The organism is Mycobacterium sp. JS623, assembly GCF_000328565.1.
Classification (GTDB): Bacteria; Actinomycetota; Actinomycetes; order Mycobacteriales; family Mycobacteriaceae; genus Mycobacterium.
In genome coordinates, this window is record NC_019966.1 from 4,999,530 (window position 1) to 5,015,789 (window position 16,260).

The following is a 16,260-nucleotide window of genomic DNA, read 5'->3' on the forward strand; positions in this document are numbered from 1 at the left end:
AGCCATGGACACCGAGTTCACGCTGACACAGAAGCGTGCGTTGGCGGTTGCGACCGTGATCGCGCTCCTGTTTGGCGCGTACTTCCTGCGCGGCTACTTCATACTCATCGTCGTGGCGGCCGTCGCCGCCTACCTGTTCACCCCGTTGTTCAATTGGCTCAACAACCGCTTCGGCGCCGGCTTGTCCGCGACGCTGACCCTGTTGGCCGCAATCGCTTCGGTCGTTGTGCCCATGGGGCTGTTCGTGTTGCTCGCCGTCGTGCAGATCACCAACATGGTCGAGCGGGTGGCCGAGTGGGTCGGCAGGACCGACCTTTCGACGCTCGGCGATCAAGCGCTGCGCTTCGTCAATGACGTGCTGCACCGGGTGCCGTTCATCAATGTGACAGTCACGCCCGACTCACTGCGGGGCTCGATGGCGACCGCGGCGCAGAAGGTCGGCGAATGGCTGCTCGGTCTGCTGCAGGGTGCGGCGGGCAGCGTCTTCGGCGGCGTGACGGCCGCGATCCTGTTTCTCTACGTTTTCCTGTCGCTGTTGACCAACCGCGACAAGGTGCTCATGCTGATCCGTCGACTCAACCCGCTCGGCGAGGACATCACCGACGTCTACATGTCGAAGATGGGCGCGATGGTCAAGGGCACCGTGATGGGCCAATTCGTCATCGCCGTCTGTCAGGGCGTCGCGGGCGCAGCATCCATCTACATCGCCGGGTTCCACCAAGGCTTCTTTCTTTTCGCGGTGCTGCTTTCCGCGCTGTCGGTGATTCCGCTCGGCAGCGGCATCGTGACGATCCCGTTCGGTATCGGAATGATCTTGTTCGGCAACGTATTCGGTGGCGTGTTCGTGATCGTCTTCCATCTCATCGTCGTGACGAACATCGACAACTTCCTGCGACCGATCCTGGTACCGCGGGCCGCGCGCCTCGACTCGGCACTGATGCTGCTCGCCGTTTTCTCCGGCATCGCCATGTTCGGCGCGTGGGGCATCGTGATCGGTCCTGTGCTGATGATCGTCATCGTCACCACGATCAGCGTCTACCTGGCCGTGTATAAGGGCGTGCCGATGGATCAGCCCGACGACGACGAAAAGCCAAAGCAGCGTCGGCTTCTCGGCTGGTTTGGTCAGCGCCGCGGCAAGCAGAAACCCGCGAAGGCCGCGGCTAAACCAACCGTGCTACCGCCTAATCCGAGCTGAGACGCTCGGTGAGGAATTGGACGACGCGCTTGCGTGCTTCGTAGGCCGGGTGTCCGTCCTGCTCGCGGACCTCTAGCGTCAGCACGGAGTGGGCCATCCTGCCGAAAGCGTGCTCGTTGCCCTTCTTCGAGTCGATCTCGATGACCTCGAAGGCATCGCCCAGCCGGTCCTTGAGCGTCTTGAACCGCGCACCAGGAGATAGCGGATCTTCGCTGAATCGCAGCCCCAGCGCGCACAGGCCCTCGTTGGCGGCGCGCTGTTCGATGACCTTCAGTTCGCCTTCGGAAAGGCCGGGGTCGGCTCGGTGTTTGGCCGTCAATCCGATCGGCGCCGAAGGCTGGCTCAGCACGGGCGCCAACACGCTGTCATCTACCGCGGCAGCCAATGCGAAACCGCCCGTGAAGCACTGCCCAATGACGCCAACGCCTTTGCCTGGCGTCTTCTCGTTGAGGTCGCGGGCCAGCGCGCGTAGGTAATGGGCCACCGGCCGGTCGGCGTTCAACGCGAAACCTGCGAATTCCCTTGTCACACATGCGCGCACCATGACCGGGATCGCCCCCGGCCTCATCGCCGCAGCGCCCGGTGTGCCGAACAGTGACGGGCACGCGACAGTAAATCCATTGTCCACCAAGTGATTACCCAGGCCAATAACCTCTGGACCCATCCCTGGCAATTCCGGGATCAACACCACGCCGGGCCCCTCGCCCTTGCGGTATACGTCGTGGGTGTAGCCGGCCGCGGAAAACGGCGCGACGGTCCAACCGGTCAAGTCCCCTTGCGGCGCGGTCATCGAATCCCCTACTTGGCGGTGAGCGGCGAGGCGATCTGCGTCGCCTGGGCCAGCGTACGGTACTCGTCGGTACCCGCGGCACCTGTTATGGCAATCTGCGCCGGGCCGCCCGGGCCACTGAGCCGGGTGGTCCACACCGGCTCTGCCCGCTTGCCGTCCTGGTCGGCGCCCTCGTACACAACCCACTTCACGCCGTCGACGTCCCGTGTCCCTGTCGGATACACGTCGGTGTCGAGGGAGGTGATCAGCTTGTCCTCGTCGGCGTTGCTCTGCGTCAGGCTGAGGTACATGCCGCTGGGGGCCAGGTATCCGACGGTCGAGCTGACGGCGCGGACCTGCTGACGCGACACCGGATCGGTGCGGCCGCCGTCGATCCCTTTTCGTCCACCGGAATTGGGCTGCCAGCCCTCGGGCAGCTTGGGCAACCGAATCGGGATCTTCAGGGCGTCAGCGTCGGCCTGAAGCGCCGCTGGAGCGTCGTAGGTCGGCGTCGGCCCCTTGCCGGGCCCGGTCGGCGCGAACGAGCACATGCCGAGCATGCCTGCCAGCACAATGCAGGCGATCACCAGCGGCGCGATCGACCAGAACATGTCGCGGCCGTCCTGCAGGATGCGGGGCTTCGCAGGCTTGGGGGCCGGAACCGCTTGGGCGGCGACATCGGCAGGGGGTATTGGCTGTCCATCCATCACCCGCCAGTATCCCAGCTGCCAAACTCCGACCTGGCAATGGGAGAATCTGGCCCATGAGCCCCGCGCGTGGTGAAGCCCCAGATCGCAACCTCGCCCTCGAACTCGTGCGAGTCACCGAGGCCGGCGCCATGGCAGCAGGCCGCTGGGTAGGCCGCGGCGACAAGGAAGGCGGCGACGGCGCCGCCGTCGACGCCATGCGTGAGCTGGTCAACTCGGTTTCCATGCGCGGAGTGGTGGTGATCGGCGAGGGCGAGAAGGACAACGCCCCGATGCTCTACAACGGCGAAGAGGTCGGCAACGGCGACGGCCCCGAATGCGACTTCGCCGTCGACCCGATCGACGGCACGACCTTGATGGCCAAGGGGCTGGCCAACGCGATCTCTGTGCTGGCGGTCTCCGAGCGCGGCACCATGTACGACCCGTCGGCGGTCTTCTACATGAACAAGATCGCTGTCGGGCCCGATGCGGTCGACGCCATCGACATCACCGCCCCCATCGGCGAGAACATCCGCAAGGTCGCCAAGGCCAAGAACGTATCAGTGTCCGACCTCACCGTGTGCATCCTCGACCGGCCCCGCCATGAACAGTTGATCGCCGACGTCCGTGCCGCCGGCGCCCGGTGCCGACTGATCTCCGACGGCGACGTCGCGGGCGCCATCTCGGCGTGCCGCCCCAACACCAGCACCGACCTGCTCGTCGGCATCGGCGGCACGCCCGAAGGCATCATCGCCGCGGCCGCGATCCGCTGCATGGGCGGTGCTATCCAGGGCCAATTGGCGCCCAAGGATGACGAAGAACGGCAGAAGGCCCTCGACCGCGGCTACGACCTGGACCAGGTGCTGCTCACCGAGGACCTGGTCTCGGGCGACAACGTCTTCTTCTGCGCCACCGGGGTTACCGACGGTGACCTGCTCAAGGGCGTGCACTACTACGGCGGCGGCTGCACCACCCAGTCGATCGTGATGCGGTCGAAGTCGGGCACCGTGCGGATGATCGAGGCCTACCACCGGTTGTCCAAGCTCAACGAATACTCCGCCATCGACTTCACCGGCGACAGCAACGCCGTTTACCCGCTCCCGTAATCACCTCACCGAGAAGGACACACATGAGCATCGACAGCGATGTCGAGTACCGCATCGAGCACGACACCATGGGCGAGGTCCGGGTGCCTGTCAACGCGCTGTGGCGCGCGCAGACGCAGCGTGCGGTGGAGAACTTCCCGATCTCGGGGCGCGGTCTCGAGCGCACGCAGATCCGGGCGCTGGGACTGCTGAAAGGCGCTTGCGCGCAAGTGAACAAGGATCTCGGGCTGCTTGCCCCCGAGAAGGCCGACGCGATCATCGCCGCGGCCGCCGAGATAGCCGACGGGCTGCACGACGACCAGTTCCCGATCGACGTGTTCCAGACCGGCTCGGGCACCAGCTCGAACATGAACACCAATGAGGTGATCGCCGGCATCGCCGCCCAGAACGGCGTTACGGTGCATCCGAACGACGACGTCAACATGTCGCAGTCGTCCAACGACACGTTCCCCACCGCAACGCACATCGCGGCGACGGAAGCCGCTGTGCGCCACCTGATTCCGGCACTCGAGGTGCTGCACGAGTCGCTGGCGGGCAAGGCGCGGCAATGGCGCACCGTGGTGAAGTCCGGCCGCACCCACCTGATGGACGCCGTGCCGGTGACGCTCGGCCAGGAGTTTTCCGGCTACGCCCGGCAGGTCGAGGCGGGCATCGAACGGGTGAAGGCCACGCTGCCGCGGCTGGGCGAGCTGGCCATCGGCGGCACCGCCGTCGGCACCGGCCTGAACGCACCCGACGATTTCGACGAGCGCGTGGTCGCTGTGCTCACCGAGCAAACCGGTATTGCCGAATTGCGGGTCGCGGCTAACCATTTCGAGGCGCAGGCGGCACGTGACGGGCTGGTTGAAGCGTCGGGTGCCTTGCGTACCATCGCGGTGTCGGTGACGAAGATCGCCAACGACATCCGGTGGATGGGGTCTGGCCCGCTGACCGGCCTCGGCGAGATTCAGCTTCCCGACCTACAGCCGGGCAGCTCGATCATGCCTGGCAAGGTCAATCCCGTTATCCCCGAAGCGGTTACGCAGGTTGCCGCGCAGGTGGTCGGCAACGACGCCGCCATTGCGTTCGGTGGCGCATCGGGAGCATTCGAACTCAACGTGTACATCCCGATGATGGCCCGCAACCTGCTGGAGTCATTCAAGATCCTGACGAACTCATCAAAGCTGTTCGCGGAGCGCTGCATTGACGGTCTTGTCGCCAACGAGGAGCGGCTGCGTGAGCTCGCCGAGTCCTCGCCGTCGATTGTCACGCCGCTGAACTCCGCGATCGGCTACGAGGAAGCCGCGGCGGTCGCCAAGCAGGCGTTGAAGGAGAAGAAGACCATCCGTCAGACGGTCATCGACCGTGGCCTGATCGGCGACAAACTGTCGCTGGAAGAGCTCGACAAGCGTCTCGACGTGCTGGCGATGGCCAAGGTCGACGACGAGCGCTTGCGCGAAGAGCGATAAAGCGGACGGCGACGCCTAGCATTCGCTTGAAAAAGGAACCGGTCGCCAGCGGTTGCTGTCATTCTGCGGAAATGACCGTGGGCATGGCCAGTCGCCCCGCCGAGGAACAGGCTCTCGGCGAGTTCCTGGCTGTCGCGGAGAACAGGCCGTCGGCGCTGGTGGTCGACGGTGAGGCCGCCGTACGCCGAATCACGTTGCACCCGTTGTCATCACAGGCGCTGGAAAGCGTTGTCAAACACGAGCTGGGCCGGCCAGTACCACGGGCCGTCATGGCGAGGATGCATCAGGTCTCGGCCGGAAACCCGTTCTACGCCATCGAATTGGCGCGCGCCTTTATCGCGAACGCCGGCGAGATGCTGCCAAGCACCCTGGCCGAATTGGTGCGGGCGAGGATCGGCGGCCTGGACCCCGCGGTGCAAGAGGTGCTGCTCGCCGCCGCTTGTCTTGCGGCGCCGACGGTCGAGCTGGTCGGCGAAGCTTCTGCCGTCGACCATGACCGGCTGATCGAACTCCTGGAAAGGTCGGAACGCCACGGCATCATCGCCATCGAAGGAAACCGGATCAGGTTCACCCATCCCCTGCTGGCCAGCGGCGTGTACGCCGATGCCTCATCGACGCAGCGTCGACTGATGCATCGCCGCCTCGCCGGAGTCGTCGACGAGGTGGAACTTCGCGCACGGCACTTGGCAATGGGCTCGACCACCGGCGATGCCGAAACCTTCGCAGCGCTGGACGACGCGGCCGCGTCCGCTCATGCTCGCGGCGCGCCAGCGGCGGCGGCCGAGCTGCTCGAGCTGGCCATCGGACTCGGCGGCGACACCCCGGAACGGCGAATCCGGTTGGCAGTGCATTGTTTCGACGCCGGAGACCCGGGACGTGCCCGGACCCTGCTGGAACGAGCGATCACGGGCATGCAACCAGGACCGGTCCGTGCGCAGGCACTGTATGCGTTGGCCGTCGTGCGATTGATCGATGACGGCTACCTCGAGGCGTCCGAATTACTGCGCCGGGCGCTGGACGAGGACGCCCCCGATGACCCCGTGCAGGTTCGCATGGCGACCACGTTGGCGTACGCGCTGTACATGACAGGCGAACCCGAAACCGCTTGGCGCCGTGCAGAAGAGGCCGTGTCGCTCGCCGAACGTGTCGCTGTCCCCGGTCTGCTCAGCGAGGCCCTCGGGGCACGGGCGACAATTCAATTCTTCGTCGGTGGCGGGATGACGAACAGAGCCTGCAACGAGCACTCGAACTGGAGGACCACGACGCGTTCACGCCCATCATGCTTCGGCCCAGCGTCGAGCATGCGCTGATACTGGCGTGTACCGGTGACCTCGATACGTCGTACGACCGGATGCAGGCAATCGAGCGCCGCTGCACCGACAAGGGCGAGGAAGGCGAACTGATCTTCGTCGACTTCTATGTTGTGGTGAACCGGATTTGGCGGGGGGACTTCGCCGCAGCCAACCGACTGGCCGCTGACGTGACGGCGCTGGCGCGACAACTCGACGCCGAATTCCCGACCATGTTGAGCCTTGTCCTGCAGGCATGGCTCGCCGTGTACGCCGGCGCTGAAGACGATGCTCGGCTGGCTGTCGCGGATGCGATCGACGCCTGCAAGCGCACCGGTGCCGCGTGGCACCAGGATTGGACGCGCACCGCGGTTGGGTTTCTGGAGGTATCAGTCGGCAATCACGCAGACGCTGTGGACTCGCTGCAGCCGCTGCTGTCCAGATACGTGCCGACCTCCACCGAGATCAACGCGGCGGCGTTCGTGCCCGACGTGGTGGAGGCGTTGACCGCCTTGGGCCGCGCAGATGAGGCCGCACCCCTTGTCGACGCGCTCGAGTGCAATGGTCGCCGTCTCGACCGAGCGTGGATGCGGGCGGTCGGCGCCCGCGGACGCGCGATGGTGCTGGCCGCCCGCGGTGACGTGGCCGCCGCGGTGCAGAGCGCACTCGACGCGCTCACCGAGCACGACCGACTGCCGATGCCGTTCGAGCGGGCACGGACGCAGTTGCTGCTCGGCCAACTGTTGCGCCGCGATCGCTCCGAGGCCACAACCGTGCTACGAGAGGCGCTGGCGGTGTTCGAGCAACTCGGCACCCCGCTCTGGGCCGACCGTGCTCGCGCCGAGCTTGCTGGCACCCGGCCTAGAGCCGGGCCGCCGCAGGAAGTTCTGACACCTGCAGAACAACGCGTTGCTGAACTCGCGGAGTCGGGGATGACGAACCGCGACGTGGCGGCCGCGCTCTTCATCAGCGCGAAGACCGTCGAGGCCACCCTCGCGCGGGTGTACCGCAAGCTGGGCATCCGATCGCGCGCCGAACTCGGCCGGCATGCGCATACGATCCGGCACAACGGGTAACCATACTGGCGGGAATGTTGCCAGCTGCGGTAATTCTGCCTAGTTGACTGAAAAAGCGGACCGGATGGCCGTTAGCTGGAATTGTTTTAGCTGTGCGGGGAGCAGGGGTGCAGAGCCGTCCAACGGAAAGCCCGATGATCAATCGGTTCTTGTCATCTGCGATGGCAGAGCCGTCGGCATTGCTGATCGAGGGTGAACCCGGAATCGGCAAGACCACCCTGTGGCTGGAGACCACGGAGCTGGCGCACGACTCCGGATTCCGGGTGTTGTCGGCCCGCGCGGCGGCGGCCGAATCCGTACTGGCCTATACGGCGCTGGCCGACCTGCTGGACGGTGTGCCCGCATCAGCGTGGGCCGAACTGCCCGAACCGCAGCGAGACGCGGTCGACCAGGTGCTGATGCGCGCCGAGGACGGAACGGCCACCGATCAACGCGCAGTGGCCGCGGCGTTCCTGTCGGTCCTCGGATACCTGATCGACGACGGCGCGCTGCTGTTGGCGATCGACGACATGCAATGGATCGACCCGTCCAGCATGCACGTGGTGGCGTTCGCAGCGCGCCGGCTCGCCGGGCCCGTCGGCATCCTCGGCAGCGTGCGCACCAATGGAGACGGCAGTGGCGCCGCCTGGTTACAGCTGCCGCGTCCCGACGCAGTGAGCCGAGTTCGCTTGAATCCCTTGGGTATCCATGACTTGCACGAGGCGGTGTCGGCGCGGCTGCGCCGACCGTTCTCGCGCCCGACGATGGGCCGGATTCATCAGCTGTCTGGCGGAAACCCCTTCTACGCAATCGAATTGGCGCGGGCCATCGCCGAACGCGCACCTGGTGTCGAGACCACGCTGCCGCGTACATTGGCCGATGTCGTGCGGACCAGGCTGTCCGGCCTGCACCCCGACGTCCACGATGCGCTGCTTGCGGCGTCCTGCATGCCTTCGCCGACGGTGGAGCAGGTGTCGAGCGCGACGATCGGCGAAGACGACCGGTTGATCGGGCTTCTCGAGAGTGCAGAAACCAAGGGCATCATCGCGATCGACGGCAACAGGATCCAATTCGCCCACCCCCTACTGGCCAGGGGTGTGTACACCGAAGCCGAGCCCAGCCGGCGTCGAACGATGCATCGCCGACTGGCCGACATCGTTGACGAACCCGAGCTACGGGCACGGCATCTTGCGCTGGCCGCCACCAGCGGCGACCAGATCACGTTACGCGCGCTCGACAAGGCGGCCGAAGCCGCACGCGTTCGCGGTGCACCCGCGGCAGCCGCCGAGCTGATGGACCTGGCGATCGGTCTCGGAGGTGATACCCCCGAACGTCGACTCCGTTCTGCCCTAAACCATTTCGACGCAGGTGACCAAGAGCGGGCGCGCGCCGTCCTCGAAGACACCGTCGAACGGCTCGAGCCAGGCGATCTGCGCGCAGAGGCGTTGAGCCGACTCGCCGTCGTGCGGCTATACGGCGACGGGTTCGTCGAGGCCGCGACGCTGCTGCAGCGAGCGCTCAGTGAGGTCAACCCCGACAGCCCGCTGCGCGTGCAGATTCTGATCACGTTGGCCTACGCCCTGCTTCAAGCCAACGAGCCGCGCGCGAGCGTGCAGATGGCCGAGCAGGCCGTGGCCCAGGCCGAGCGTCTCGGCCAGGGGCATCTGCTCGGTCTGGCGCTCGGCATGCGGGTGATCCTGCGGTTCCTCGGTGGCGGCGGGTTCGACGAAGACGAGCTTCGTCGGGCCGCGGAGCTGGAGGACCCGGAGATCTTCACGCCCTTGGTGTTTCGGCCGTCGGTTCAGCGCGCACTGCTGCTGGAGTGGACCGGCCGGCTCGACGAAGCTCATCAGGTGCTCGAAGGGGTCAGGCGGCGCTGCGCTGAGACGGGTGAAGAGGGCGAGCTGATCTTCATCTCCCAGCACGTGGTGCTGAGCAGCATCTGGCGCGGTCAGTTCGTCGAGGCCGAACTGGTCGCCGAGGACGCCATGGAGCGAGCCCGCCAACTGGGCGGTGACACGCCGCTGTTCGTGGCGTACAGCCTGCGAGCGAAGCTTGCCACGTATGCGGGCCGTGAAGCCGACGCGCGAGAGGCGGCCGCAGCGGCGCTGGAGACCGGCGGGCGAACGGGCGCAGTTCGCTTGACGGATAGGGTGGTTGCCGCCCTTGGTTTCCTCGATGTCTCGCTCGGCAATTACGAAGCAGCGGTCGCGACGCTTCAGCCCCTGATCGCCAAGTTCGATCCGAAGTCGACCTCGACCGAGCTGCCCTCTGGCGCATTTCTGGCAGATGCCATCGAGGCGCTGATCCAGATCGGGCGGGACACCGAGGCGGAGCCGCTGATCGAGGCCCTCGAGCGCAACGGGCAGCGGCTGGACCGCGCGTGGATGCTGGCCGCGGGCGCCCGCGGCAGGAGCATGCTGCTGGCCGCCGGCGGTGACATCGATGCCGCCGCCGCAGCCGCCGCGGACGCGATCACCCAGCACAACCGGCTGCCGATGCCGTTCGAGCGCGGCCGAACGTTGTTGCTGTTGGGTCAATTACAACGCCGGCAACGCAGGAAGGAAGCCGCCTCGGCCAGCCTGCACGAAGCGCTGGAGATCTTCGAGCGGCTGCACATCCCGCTGTGGGCCGACCGTGCCCGCACCGAACTCGCCCGCGCGAACGTCGGCCCCCGGCAGACCGGGCAGCTCACCCCATCGGAACAACGCATCGCCGAGCTCGCCGCCTCGGGGATGAAGAACCGCGACGTTGCGACCGCCCTGTTCATCAGCCCGAAGACCGTCGAGGCGAACCTGGCGCGGATCTACCGCAAGCTGGGCATCAAGTCACGAGCTGAACTCGGCCGTCACATGGGTAAGCGCTAGCCGGGTCAGAAATCAGATATAGGGAAACACCCTATTTCTCAACACTCTTGACCGAATTAGCGTCGAGCCCAGCCTGAGTTGGAATTCTCATTCAGCAGGAGGAACGTTGACCGTAACCCTGGACCCGGCCACCCGCGGCCCGGCGACCCTGGTGACCACGGCGACCAGCCAACCCGCGTTACGCACCGGCTTCGCGATGCTGGGCCTGGTCTCGCTACTGGATCTGCCCAAGGCCGACCGCGCCGACCGGGTGGTCGCACTGAGCGGCGCAGCCGCCGCGGGTTGGTTCCTCATGCGGGGCGGCCGGCGCCGCTAGCCGTCAGCCGTCGCGTCGCCGGGCCTGCGGCCCGGTGCCCAATGCGGTCATCTTTTGCGGTTTCAAACGATATGGTCGCACTTCGGGGAGGCGACATGACATCGGCCATTCAACCGCGACCGCGACCAACCAGCGACAACGAACTCGGGTTCGCCCGGCGCAAGGCTGTGCGATGGTTCAGTCCGCCAACGTTGGCGCGCGCGGCAGCCAAGGTCGTGCTGTCGGCAGCCTTCGGCGACTATCTCGACAAGCGGGAAATGCAAAGCACTCTGGAATCCCGCGTGCTGCGCGCAGGTGCAGGGTCGGACGACGTATGGATCGACTTCATCGCCGACACCGCAGACGGATTCAATCAGACCTATTCCGTGGCGTGGTGTGCCTCGCAGCGCGAGATCGCGCCAATCGGACTCGACCGCAAGCTGCCCCGCGCACAGCTGATCGTCTTCGGCGGCGACGAGGTATACCCGTACGCCACCCCCAAGGAATACGAAGATAGGTTCAGCGGGCCATACCTTGCCGCTCTGCCGTGGACGGAACCTGATTCGTCACGCCCGCAGGAGAAGCATGCGCGCATGCTGGCGATTCCGGGCAATCACGACTGGTACGACGGCCTCACGGGATTCATGAGGCTGTTCGCGCAGGCCGACTGGATCGGCGGCCGCGAGCTGGAGCAGAGCCGTAGCTACTTCGCCGTCGACCTGCCCGGACCATTTTGGCTGTGGGGCATCGACATTCAGAGCGACAACTACGTCGACGCCCTGCAGATCAAGTACTTCAAGACAGCTGCCACCCAGATGACCCCGGATGACGCGCTGATCCTGTGCACCGCAAAACCGAGTTGGACCGACGTTCGCGACGCCAAAGACGCGTACCGCAACCTCGCGTTTGTGGAACGGACCATGGTGCCTCCCGGCGTACGCACAATCCTGATGCTGTCTGGCGACAAGCACCACTACGCGCGCTATGAAGCAGCGAAAGACGTTGGCCCGGAGGGACCCCGAATGAGGGTTACCGCCGGCGGCGGCGGGGCGTTCCTCTCGACGACGCAGAAGCTAGCCGACCCCGCGAATGTGCCGAGGCCCATCGGCGACGACAATCCCGCGACCGATGACACCGAACCCTTCAATCTGGCATGCCGCTATCCCAGCCTTGGCCAGTCGCGCCGGCTCAACGGTCACATCTTCTCCCTTGGATTGCGCAACCCGTGGTTCATGCTCATACCGGCGATCATGTACGTGCTGTTGTTCGTTTCCAGTGTGTCGCGGCTCGGGCAGCAGAACAACGAGATCACCCTCGACATCAAGCGGGAGCCGTTTGGCTTCCAGGACTTCCTCGTAAGCGCGATGGGTGTGACGACGCTGGCCATCGTATTCGCCGTCGCCGCAATACTTTCCGCGTTTTACATCGTGCCGAAACGCGTGAACGTTGGGAAGTCCCGAATGTACAGAGGGCTCGCCGGGGTTACTCAGACCGCTGCCCACGTTGCTGCGCAGGCCGCGATCGCGATGGTTTGCGTGCAGGCCTTTCAAAGCGAGACACTGACAGGTTGGCGGCTACTGCTGTGCACGCTGTTGATCGGTCTGGCTGGCGGCATTGTCGGCTCATTGATCTTCGCGACATTCCTGTTCGTGGTGTTCACCCTCTTCGGTTGGAACAGCACGGAGGCGTTCTCGTCGTTCCGCTACTCCGGCTACAAGAACTTTCTGCGCATCCACGTCACGAAGGAGGCAGTGACCGTCTATCCGATCGGAATAGACAACGTCTGCAAGAAGTGGGACTACGACGCTGGAAACACCTCGGCCGAGGCGGCGTGGCTCAAGCCGTCTGGCGGCAGCATCGAAACACGGCTTATCGAACCGGAATTCAGGATTCTTGCGCCGTCGGCTGCGGCGACTCAGCGGGCAAGAGCCGAATCCAGAGCGGTGCCCTGAGGCTGTGCGACCAGGGTGCCGATGCCGCGTGGCCCGAGCCATACGGTGAACAGCCTGCTGCGGGCGGGCGAGTCGGTGCCGACCTGGGCGATGGACACCGCGGGCAATCGCACCACGAACAGCGGGCCGGCGGCGAAACTCACCACCCGCCAATCGGCATCGCGCCACCCCACGAACGCGTTGTCGGCGCGCACGGTTGCCCTTACTAGGCGCCGTTGTTGGCGCCGCCGGAATTGGCACCCGCGATGTCGGTGATCGGGAAGTTCGGCATCGGTTTGGGCGACGGTGTATTCGGCAGCGTCGGGATTTCGGCCGGCGGGATGTCGGTCAGATCGTTGACCGGCGGGCCGTTTTCCCGGCTGCCGTAGCTGGTGCCCGGCTCACGCGGGCCGACGAGCTGACTGACGGTCACCAGGTGGTAGCCGTTGCGCTTCAGGACGGGGACGAACTGATAGACCAGATCGACTGTGCTGGAGTAGGTGTCGTGGAACAACACCACCGAGCCAGGCTTGATCTGCGTCATCAGCATGTAGCGGGTGGCGCCGGTGTTGGAGTCGTTGGCCCAGTCGAAAGGGATGACGTCCCAATTGATGTCGGCCATCCCCTGCTGCTTGGCGGCCGCCAAGACATTGTCATTGATCAGCCCGCCCGCGGTGCGAAGGAGCCGTGGCTTTTGGCCAGTTGCGGCCTGGATCGCGTCGTTGGCCTTCGAGATCTGGCTCGGAATGTCCTCGGGCGGGATGGTCGTCATGTTCGGGTGTTCCCACGTGTGGTTGCCTACCTCCATGCCGGCGTCGGCGACGCGCTTGGCACCCGCGGGGTTGGCCGCAACCTTGTTGCCGATCAGGAAGAACGTCGAGCGCGCGTCGTTGTCCTTGAGGATCTGTAGCAGCCGGTCGGTGTACGGGCTTGGCCCGTCGTCGAAGGTCAGCGCCACGCACTTCTCTTTCGAGCAGTCGACGTCCTCGGCGCTGGCCTTACGGACGTGCCCGGTGAGCCCGCCGATGATCAGCACCGCAGCGGCCGCGCCAACGCCAAGCACGGTCCTGGCGTAGCGCCAGCGCTGACTGTCGGGTCGCTTCGGCACGCCGCGAGTTTACCGAGTTGCGGCTTCGGCGCGCTTACGCCCGCTCAGCGTCCTGTAGGCGCGCCGAAATCGCGGTCAGGGCAGGGCGCCGGGGCTGATCTCCTCGAGCATCTCGGTGACCAGCGCCGCGATCGGTGAGCGTTCGCTGCGTAGCAGCGTGATGTGCGCGAACAGCGGATGGCCCTTGAGCTTCTCGATCACCGCGGCCACACCGTCGTGGCGGCCCACCCGCAGATTGTCGCGCTGCGCGACATCGTGAGTGAGCACCACTCGCGATCCGGCGCCGAGCCGCGACAGCACGGTCAGCAATACGTTGCGCTCAAGGGACTGCGCCTCGTCGACGATCACGAATGAATCGTGCAACGAGCGGCCGCGGATGTGTGTCAGCGGCAGCACTTCGAGCATGCCGCGGGAGAGCACCTCTTCCAGTACCGCGGGGCTCGCCAGACCTTCGAGCGTGTCGAAGACGGCCTGCGCCCACGGGCCCATCTTTTCGCTCTCGCTGCCGGGCAGGTAGCCGAGCTCCTGTCCGCCGACCGCGTACAGCGGCCGGAACACGACGACCTTGCGCTGGGTGCGACGTTCCAGCACGGCCTCCAGCCCCGCGCACAGCGCGAGCGCAGACTTGCCGGTGCCCGCCTTGCCGCCGAGCGACACGATGCCGATCGACTCGTCTTGCAGAAGATCCAGTGCCACCCGCTGTTCGGCCGAGCGCCCGCGCAACCCGAACACCTCGCGATCGCCACGCACCAGCTGCACCCGCTTCTCCGGATTGACCCGCCCCAACGCGTGCGAGGTGCCGCCAAGCAGTCGGACTCCGGTGTGGCACGGGAGGTTACGCGCCGCTTCCAGATCGATCTCGCCGTCTGCGTACAGCTTGTCGATGTCGTCGGCCGACAGCTCGATCTCGTCCATTCCCGTCCAGCCGGACGTGATGACGTCCTGCGCGTGATACTCATCGGCGGCCAGGCCGACCGCGCCCGCCTTCACCCGCAGCGGAATGTCCTTGCTGACCAACGTGACTCGCTTACCCTCCGCGGCGAGGTTGGCCGCGACCGTCAGGATCCGCGCGTCATTGCTCTCGTTACGGAAGCCAGCGGGCAGCACATTCGGATCGCTGTGGTTCAGCTCGACGTGCAGCGTTCCGCCCTGCGTCCCAACAGGAATCGGCTGATCCAGCCGTCCGTGCTCGAGCCGCAGATCGTCGAACATCCGCAGTGCCTGCCGGGCGAACCAGCCAAGCTCATGGTGATGCCGCTTGGCTTCCAGCTCGCTGATGACCACCAACGGGACCACGACTTCATGTTCGGCAAACCTCGTTGCGGCCCAGGGATCGGACAGCAGCACGGAGGTGTCGAGCACATAGGTCCGGACGGCAGTTTTGGTCACGTAGCGCTCCTCGAGGCGAGGGAGTTCATGCGACCCCGCACGAACACACATCGGCGGACGCTGCGGTACCAGGACCGGGGCCGGTCCTCTCGTGATAACGATCGGTACCGCCCGGATAGCAGAGCATGTCGCTAGCCATCGAGAAACGACGCTACTCCCGCTTCTCGCTTCGCGCCGTGCAGGCGCGCCGTGTCCGAGGTCGCCGGCCGGAGCGGCTCCGTGGCTAACCCTGGGTCAGAGGAACTGCTTCAGTGACGGCTCATCGGCGACGCCCCACGCGGTGATGCGGTCGGCGACCACCTGGCGCAGTTGCTCCGGTCCGAAGATGCCGGCGTCGGCCATGTGCGCAATCTTGTCCTTGTACGCGTCGATGTCGCCGCCGACGACGTCGAGTTCGGCTGCGCGCCGGGCGATCGCCTCGATCGTCTCCTCGCGACGGTAGCCAAGGCAGTGCCCGACGAGGTTGCCGAAGAACTCCTCGTGCCGCTCCTCGTCGCGGACGATCCGGCCGACCAACCCCTTCAGCACCGGCTCGGCGATCTGCGCCTCGAGGTTGCGGCAGAACACGGCGTGCTCGCGCTCGAAGAACGCCATGAACACCAGCCGCTCGATCTGGCTGTAGGTGTCGGCGCGATAGCCCTTCATCACGTGCTCGACGCGCACGTCTTCGTTGGCGGCAGGGTCGATCTCGCGGGTGACGACGAGATAGTTGCGCAGCGCGATCGCGTGCAGGTGCTCCTCGGCGGTCCAGCGGCCGATCCAGCGGCCCCACTTCTCCTCGAGGATGAAGCTGAACACGAACTCGCGGTGATAGCCGGCGAGGTTGTCCTTGGTGATCAGCAGGATCTCGAGGGCATCGGTGACGACCTTGGGCAGGGTGACCTGCGATGGATCCCAGTCGCGGCCGCCGAGGAAGGCGAAGTTCTCGCCCTGCTCGAACGGCACGTAGTCGTGGGCGTACCAGAGGTCCTCGGAGTCGATGTGGCGCCGCAGTTCCTTCTGCACGACCGGCTCGAGCTCGAGTATCAGCGCATTAGGTACAGGTTTCTGTGCCATAAAAGTAACTGTAACCCGAATTCACATGTTTTCTGAAATCGGGTGGCCGTGGCTCGCGCGCGCCGA

14 protein-coding genes are annotated in these 16,260 nt (G+C 65.7%); 8 read left to right on the plus strand and 6 right to left on the minus strand.

Annotation, left to right across the window (positions count from 1 at the left end; translation table 11 throughout):
- Positions 1–4 precede the first annotated feature (4 nt).
- On the plus strand, positions 5–1,195 hold the full coding sequence (locus MYCSM_RS24370) for an AI-2E family transporter (RefSeq protein ID WP_015308840.1): 1,191 nt from the start codon (positions 5–7) through the stop codon (positions 1,193–1,195).
- Here MYCSM_RS24370 and MYCSM_RS24375 read toward each other — a convergent pair.
- Complete coding sequence (locus MYCSM_RS24375) at positions 1,182–1,985, minus strand: dienelactone hydrolase family protein (RefSeq protein WP_015308841.1); 804 nt, start codon at positions 1,983–1,985, stop codon at positions 1,182–1,184. The genes MYCSM_RS24370 and MYCSM_RS24375 overlap by 14 nt on opposite strands.
- An 8-nt stretch (positions 1,986–1,993) precedes the next feature.
- Entirely contained in the window at positions 1,994–2,671 is a 678-nt protein-coding gene (locus MYCSM_RS24380) for a DUF4245 domain-containing protein (RefSeq protein ID WP_015308842.1), read from the minus strand.
- Between the two features lie 56 nt (positions 2,672–2,727).
- Here MYCSM_RS24380 and glpX point away from each other — a divergent pair, with 56 nt between their 5' ends.
- From glpX to MYCSM_RS24410, 7 genes are all read left to right on the plus strand, one after another.
- Entirely contained in the window at positions 2,728–3,756 is a 1,029-nt protein-coding gene (glpX, locus tag MYCSM_RS24385; protein WP_015308843.1) for a class II fructose-bisphosphatase, read from the plus strand.
- Positions 3,757–3,779: 23 nt separating this feature from the next.
- Complete coding sequence (locus MYCSM_RS24390) at positions 3,780–5,204, plus strand: class II fumarate hydratase (RefSeq protein WP_015308844.1); 1,425 nt, start codon at positions 3,780–3,782, stop codon at positions 5,202–5,204.
- Positions 5,205–5,275: 71 nt separating this feature from the next.
- The gene (locus tag MYCSM_RS35340) at positions 5,276–6,514 is read left to right on the plus strand and encodes a tetratricopeptide repeat protein (RefSeq protein ID WP_051073807.1); all 1,239 of its coding nucleotides are present in this window, start codon (positions 5,276–5,278) and stop codon (positions 6,512–6,514) included.
- On the plus strand, positions 6,484–7,569 hold the full coding sequence (locus MYCSM_RS35345; protein ID WP_051073808.1) for a LuxR family transcriptional regulator: 1,086 nt from the start codon (positions 6,484–6,486) through the stop codon (positions 7,567–7,569). The genes MYCSM_RS35340 and MYCSM_RS35345 overlap by 31 nt, the downstream gene beginning before the upstream one ends.
- 134 nt (positions 7,570–7,703) lie before the next feature.
- Positions 7,704–10,415, plus strand: a complete 2,712-nt coding sequence (locus MYCSM_RS24400) for a helix-turn-helix transcriptional regulator (RefSeq protein WP_015308845.1) — start codon at positions 7,704–7,706, stop codon at positions 10,413–10,415.
- 106 nt (positions 10,416–10,521) lie between these two features.
- Positions 10,522–10,731 (plus strand): hypothetical protein, encoded by a 210-nt coding sequence (locus tag MYCSM_RS24405; protein WP_015308846.1) that lies wholly within the window; start codon positions 10,522–10,524, stop codon positions 10,729–10,731.
- 95 nt (positions 10,732–10,826) lie between these two features.
- Positions 10,827–12,662, plus strand: coding sequence for a metallophosphoesterase family protein (locus tag MYCSM_RS24410; RefSeq protein ID WP_015308847.1), 1,836 nt, complete (start codon positions 10,827–10,829; stop codon positions 12,660–12,662).
- Here the strand turns inward: MYCSM_RS24410 and MYCSM_RS24415 are convergent.
- From MYCSM_RS24415 to MYCSM_RS24430, 4 genes are all read right to left on the minus strand, one after another.
- On the minus strand, positions 12,626–12,856 hold the full coding sequence (locus MYCSM_RS24415) for a hypothetical protein (protein ID WP_041312628.1): 231 nt from the start codon (positions 12,854–12,856) through the stop codon (positions 12,626–12,628). The two genes, MYCSM_RS24410 and MYCSM_RS24415, sit on opposite strands and share 37 nt — an antisense overlap.
- An 11-nt stretch (positions 12,857–12,867) precedes the next feature.
- Positions 12,868–13,749, minus strand: a complete 882-nt coding sequence (locus tag MYCSM_RS24420) for a polysaccharide deacetylase family protein (RefSeq protein ID WP_015308848.1) — start codon at positions 13,747–13,749, stop codon at positions 12,868–12,870.
- Positions 13,750–13,824: 75 nt separating this feature from the next.
- Positions 13,825–15,189 (minus strand): PhoH family protein, encoded by a 1,365-nt coding sequence (locus MYCSM_RS24425; protein ID WP_232425655.1) that lies wholly within the window; start codon positions 15,187–15,189, stop codon positions 13,825–13,827.
- A gap of 183 nt (positions 15,190–15,372) precedes the next feature.
- A complete protein-coding gene (locus MYCSM_RS24430; protein WP_015308850.1) occupies positions 15,373–16,194 on the minus strand; it encodes an acyl-ACP desaturase in 822 nt (273 codons plus the stop codon).
- Positions 16,195–16,260: the final 66 nt, after the last annotated feature.

What these genes read in the sequence shown, in the direction of transcription:
- MYCSM_RS24370 (WP_015308840.1), top strand. Translation starts at nt 5, where the DNA reads ATGGACACCGAGTTCACGCTGACACAGAAGCGTGCGTTGGCGGTTGCG.
- MYCSM_RS24375 (WP_015308841.1), bottom strand. Translation starts at nt 1,985, where the DNA reads ATGACCGCGCCGCAAGGGGACTTGACCGGTTGGACCGTCGCGCCGTTT.
- MYCSM_RS24380 (WP_015308842.1), bottom strand. Translation starts at nt 2,671, where the DNA reads ATGGATGGACAGCCAATACCCCCTGCCGATGTCGCCGCCCAAGCGGTT.
- glpX (WP_015308843.1), top strand. Translation starts at nt 2,728, where the DNA reads ATGAGCCCCGCGCGTGGTGAAGCCCCAGATCGCAACCTCGCCCTCGAA.
- MYCSM_RS24390 (WP_015308844.1), top strand. Translation starts at nt 3,780, where the DNA reads ATGAGCATCGACAGCGATGTCGAGTACCGCATCGAGCACGACACCATG.
- MYCSM_RS35340 (WP_051073807.1), top strand. Translation starts at nt 5,276, where the DNA reads ATGACCGTGGGCATGGCCAGTCGCCCCGCCGAGGAACAGGCTCTCGGC.
- MYCSM_RS35345 (WP_051073808.1), top strand. Translation starts at nt 6,484, where the DNA reads ATGCTTCGGCCCAGCGTCGAGCATGCGCTGATACTGGCGTGTACCGGT.
- MYCSM_RS24400 (WP_015308845.1), top strand. Translation starts at nt 7,704, where the DNA reads ATGATCAATCGGTTCTTGTCATCTGCGATGGCAGAGCCGTCGGCATTG.
- MYCSM_RS24410 (WP_015308847.1), top strand. Translation starts at nt 10,827, where the DNA reads ATGACATCGGCCATTCAACCGCGACCGCGACCAACCAGCGACAACGAA.
- MYCSM_RS24425 (WP_232425655.1), bottom strand. Translation starts at nt 15,189, where the DNA reads ATGTGTGTTCGTGCGGGGTCGCATGAACTCCCTCGCCTCGAGGAGCGC.
- MYCSM_RS24430 (WP_015308850.1), bottom strand. Translation starts at nt 16,194, where the DNA reads ATGGCACAGAAACCTGTACCTAATGCGCTGATACTCGAGCTCGAGCCG.